General features: G+C 75.4%; 2 protein-coding genes and 1 pseudogene. All 3 read right to left on the bottom strand.

The window, feature by feature from the left end; translation table 11 throughout:
• Nucleotides 1–69: 69 nt before the first annotated feature.
• Nucleotides 70–2,004: a hypothetical protein gene (locus ALMP_RS17975; protein WP_264929416.1), complete on the bottom strand. Its 1,935-nt coding sequence runs from the start codon at nucleotides 2,002–2,004 to the stop codon at nucleotides 70–72.
• Nucleotides 2,005–2,362: 358 nt separating this feature from the next.
• Nucleotides 2,363–3,625, bottom strand: coding sequence for a phosphoribosylamine--glycine ligase (purD, locus tag ALMP_RS17980; protein WP_264929418.1), 1,263 nt, complete (start codon nucleotides 3,623–3,625; stop codon nucleotides 2,363–2,365).
• 231 nt (nucleotides 3,626–3,856) lie between these two features.
• Nucleotides 3,857–4,597, bottom strand: a pseudogene (locus tag ALMP_RS17985) (DNA polymerase III subunit gamma and tau); the annotation flags it as partial.

Genomic DNA, 4,597 nt, shown 5'->3' on the forward strand with positions numbered 1-4,597 from the left:
GGGGGGAGGACCGGGGCCGGGACGCGGGCGGGGAACCAGGGAGCGGGCGGGGCTGGCGTCGCCGGTCGGTCAGCCGAGGCGGACGGGCTTTTCCGGCCGTATGCCGAGCTCCACCAGCCAGCTGCGCAGCGGTGCCGCGTCGCCGTCCTCGACGAGGCTGAGGACGCGGGGTGCGAGGTCGGCCACGCGCACCCCGTCGACGAGGAGGGTCGGGCCGTCGAGCCAGTCGAGGCCCGGAGTGGCGCCGACGGTGTCCATCGCGGCGCAGCAGACCATCGCCGTGACGTGGTCGGTGAGGAGTTCGCGGTCCGTGCGCGGCGGTTGCAGGGGGAAGAGCGGGAGGGCGCCGTCGTCCCAGAGCGGCGCGTCCGGGCCGCCGCCCTGGCCGGGCGCGGGGCCGACGACAGGACCGGCTTCGGCCTCCTCACGGGCCACCTCGGCACCGAGACGGGTGGCCAGGGCAGTGGTGCGGGGGTTGAGGACGCCGTCGGCGGGGTCGGCTTCGTCCGGGGGGACGGCCAGGGGCGGAGAGGCAGGGGGTGCGGACTCCGGGGCGGGGGGTGCGGTCTCCGGGGCGGGGGGCCAGGGCTGGGGGGCTGTGGCTCCGGGGGCACTGGAACCGGAGGACCGTGGGGCGCGGGAGGAGCGTGGAGGGGCGTCCGTGGCTCGGAGAGGGGTGTCCGGGGCTCGGAGAGGTGTCGTGGAGACCGTCAGGTGGTCCAGTACGCGGGCCAGGGTCGGGCCTTCGGCCGGCTGTGTCGACGGGGTCGACGCGTGGTCGGGGGCGCGGCGGACGCCGAGTGCGTCGAGGACTCTGTGGAGGCGGGCGGCGTCGGCGCGCCATTTGCGGTCCACGACCTCGTCCGGATACTCCTGCCAGTCCACCGGTGACCAGTCCGGGCCGGGCTCGGCGGGGCCGCCGTGGAAGAGGCGGGCGGCGAGGAGGGACGCGGCCTCGTCCACCGCGCCCGGCTCTTCGAGCAGGTCACAGGCGGGGCGCTCACCGAGGCGGGAGGCGAACCCCTCGGCCAGACGGTCGCGCCGGGACAGTTCGGTGAGGGCGGCGACCACACCCGCGTCCAGCCGCGAGGGCCAGCGGCCCATCCGCCAGGCGGGCAGCGCCACCCGGGTCAGGAGACGGTCCCAGCCCGCGTAGGCCAGGCCCACCTGCTCCTGGGCGACGATCCGCAGCCCGTAGTCCACAGCCTGTGCACGCTCGGCCGCCGCCGCGGCCACCCCCCGCTCCATCTCGGCCGCGTGGACCTGGCAGCCGCGCAGCAGCAGCCGCGCGACCCCGCCGATCCCCGCGCAGACCAGGCGGACGCCGGGACAGCGGCCACGGTCGGCGGAGACGGCCACCGCCGCGTCCAGCCCTCGCACGAAACGCCGGGCCGCGGCTATGTCGGGGTGCGCCGAGGGCCCCGTACCGGCGACGACCGGGGCGAGCACCGCCCGCAGCTCGCCCACCCGCATCCACCACAGGAACGGCGAGCCGATGACGAGCACGGGCGCCGCGGCCGTACGGCGGTGGAGGTGCCGTACGGGGCCCACGCCGGCTATCTCGTCACGGCCCTGGGGCGCGGGCGGGCCGTGGGCCGGGTGGGTGCGGTCCTCCAGCCAGCTGTCGCAGTCCGGGGTGAGCGCTATGGCGGACGGCGCGGGGACGTCGAGCCGGTCGGCGAGGTCGCGCACCATCCGGTACAGGTCGGGGGCCGCGCTCTCGGAGATGGCGACCGTGGGGCTGACGGCGGGGCGGGCGCGGGCGACGACCGCGGCCACGAGGCCGGCCCCCAGCAGCACCAGCGCGGCGCACACGGACACCACCCAGCGGGCGGCATCCCAGCCGGGGCCCACGAGATGGTCCGTGGAACCGCCCACGAGCAGGATCACGGCGGCAGCCGCGGGCAACAGCGCGACGGCGAGCGCCCTGCCGCGGACGCGCAGCACGGCCAGCGCCCGGGCCCGCGCGGCCTGCGCGCCGACCTCTACTCCGATACCGGTCATGACCGGACCTCACCCCCTCCCCCGCGGTGCGATCTCCTGGTCTTGCTCACTCCCCCACTGTGGCACCCGTCACTGACATCGCAATGCCGATGGGCCAAGTGCCGGAAAGCTTGCGCCGCACCCTAGTTGGCGGTGCGGCCTCCGTCAGCCGGATGGCGCAGCGCTCACTCGATGGAATGGCTCTGGGGAGAGGTGGATGACGGTGGGCAAGGATCAGGCCCCGGATTCGCGGGGGTTTTCCCTGCTGAAACCGGGGCCTGGGAGATCCCTGGTGAGCGCCGGGGCCGTGAGCGCCGGGCTGTGAAGGCCGGGGCCGTGAACGCCGGGCTGTGAAGGCCGGGGCCGTGAACGCCTGGGGTTACGCCTGCTCCGCCTCCGCGGCCGCCTTCGCCGCGATGTCCGTGCGGTGCTGGGAGCCGTCCAGACCGATGCGCGCGACCGCCCGATAGGCGCGCTCGCGGGCCTGGACGAGGTCCTTGCCAGTGGCGGTGACGGACAGGACGCGGCCGCCCGCGCTGACCACCGTGTCGCCGTCGCGCCGGGTGCCGGCGTGCAGGACGTAGGCGTGCGGGGCGTCCTCGGCGGCCACCTCGTCGAGGCCGGTGATCGGGTCGCCGGTGCGCGGGGTGCCGGGGTAGTTCCGCGAGGCGACGACCACGGTGACCGCAGACTCGTCGCTCCAGCGCAGCGGCTCCAGATGGGCGAGGGTGCCGGCCGCGGCGGCCATCAACAGTCCGGCGAGCGGGGTCTTCAGCCGGGCCAGGACCACCTGCGTCTCGGGGTCGCCGAAGCGGGCGTTGAACTCGATGACGCGGACACCGCGGGAGGTGATCGCCAGGCCCGCGTAGAGCAGTCCCGAGAAGGGCGTGCCCCGGCGGCGCATCTCGTCGACGGTCGGCTGGAGCACGGTCGCCATGACCTCGTCGACCAGCTTGGGGTCGGCCCAGGGCAGCGGGGAGTACGCGCCCATGCCGCCGGTGTTGGGGCCCTGGTCGCCGTCGAGGGCGCGCTTGAAGTCCTGGGCGGGCTGGAGCGGCACGACCGTCTCGCCGTCTGTCACCGCGAAGAGGGAGACCTCCGGGCCGTCGAGGAACTCCTCGATGACGACGCGCTCACAGCCGGCCGCGTGGGCCTGGGCGGCCGCGAGGTCGTCGGTGACGACGACGCCCTTGCCGGCGGCGAGACCGTCGTCCTTGACGACGTACGGGGCGCCGAAGGCGTCGAGGGCCTCGGTGACCTCCTCCGGCGTCGTGCAGACGTAGGAGCGGGCGGTGGGGACACCGGCGGCGGCCATGACGTCCTTGGCGAACGCCTTGGAGCCCTCCAGCTGCGCCGCCTCCTTGGACGGCCCGAAGACCGGGATGCCCGCCTCGCGTACGGCGTCGGCGACCCCGGCGACCAGCGGGGCCTCCGGACCGACCACGACGAGCTCGGCGCCCAGCTCGGTGGCCAGCGCGGTGACGGCCTTGCCGTCCAGGGCGTCGACCTGGTGCAGCTCGGCGACCTCACCGATGCCGGCGTTGCCGGGGGCGCAGTGCAGCGCGGTGACGGCGGGGTCGAGGGACAGGGAGCGGCACAGGGCGTGTTCGCGGGCGCCGCTGCCGATGACGAGGACGTTCACGGGGGTCAGCCTAACGGGAGGGCGGTGTGCGGGGTTGTGCGGGTTTCCGAAGGCCGGCGCGTCCTGGCTTTGTGTGTTCCTACGGATCCGCGGTGCCGTCCGGTGGGAGCGGAGACGGCAGCGCAGCGACGGCAGCCGAATGAGCAGCGGCTTCGGAGGGGGAATCAGCGGCGGGATCAGGATCGAGCTCAGGAGCGGCTTCAGAGGGGCCGCAAGAGCAACGGAAGCCCGTCACTCGTTCTGGAGCTCCTCCATCACCGTCGCCCCGAGTTCCCGCACGATCAGTTCGTAGCCGGAGAGGGCCGATTCGTTGAGGTCGGGGTCGTCGTCCTCGGGGATGTCGTCCTCGATGGAGACCGGTTCCGGGGCTGAGGGCCGGGGGGCGGGTGCCGCCGGAGCGGTGCGGGCGGGCGCCGACGCGGGTGCGGGGCGGGCGGGCGTGGCAGCGGAGGGGGTGGCCGGGCCGGCCGAGGGCGGGGGCGTGGGGGACGCCGTGCCGCCACCGCCGTAGCCGCCTTGGGCGCCGTAGCCGCCTTGTGTGCCTTGGGGCGCGCCGTAGCCGCCGCCCTGCGGGCCGCCGTAGCCGCCGGTCGACGGGCCGGAGGGGCCGCCGAAGCCGCCGCTCGGGCCGGGTGCCGAGCCGCCGCCGGACGGATCGACGACCGCCTCGATCTTCCACTGGACGTTGAACTGCTCGGCCAGCGCCTGCCGCAGCACGTCCTCGCTGCCGCTGCTCGCGAAGTTGTCGCGGGCGCCGGCGTTGACGAAGCCGAGCTGGAGTGTGGTGCCGTCGAAGCCGGTGACCTGGGCGTTCTGGCTGAGCAGGATCCAGGTGAAGCGGCGGCGGTTCTTGACCGCTTCCAGGATGTTGTCCCAGAGCTGACGCGGGTCGAGGCCGCCTGCGGGGGGCGCGTACGCGGCTGCCGGGGCGGCTGCCGGGGGTGGGGCGGAAGCGGGCGCGGGGGTGGGGGC

This window comes from Streptomyces sp. A012304 (genome assembly GCF_026008495.1).
Classification (GTDB): Bacteria; Actinomycetota; Actinomycetes; order Streptomycetales; family Streptomycetaceae; genus Streptomyces.

Bases quoted from the DNA above. Each gene is read 5' to 3' on its own strand.
- ALMP_RS17975 (WP_264929416.1), bottom strand. From the start codon at position 2,004: ATGACCGGTATCGGAGTAGAGGTCGGCGCGCAGGCCGCGCGGGCCCGG.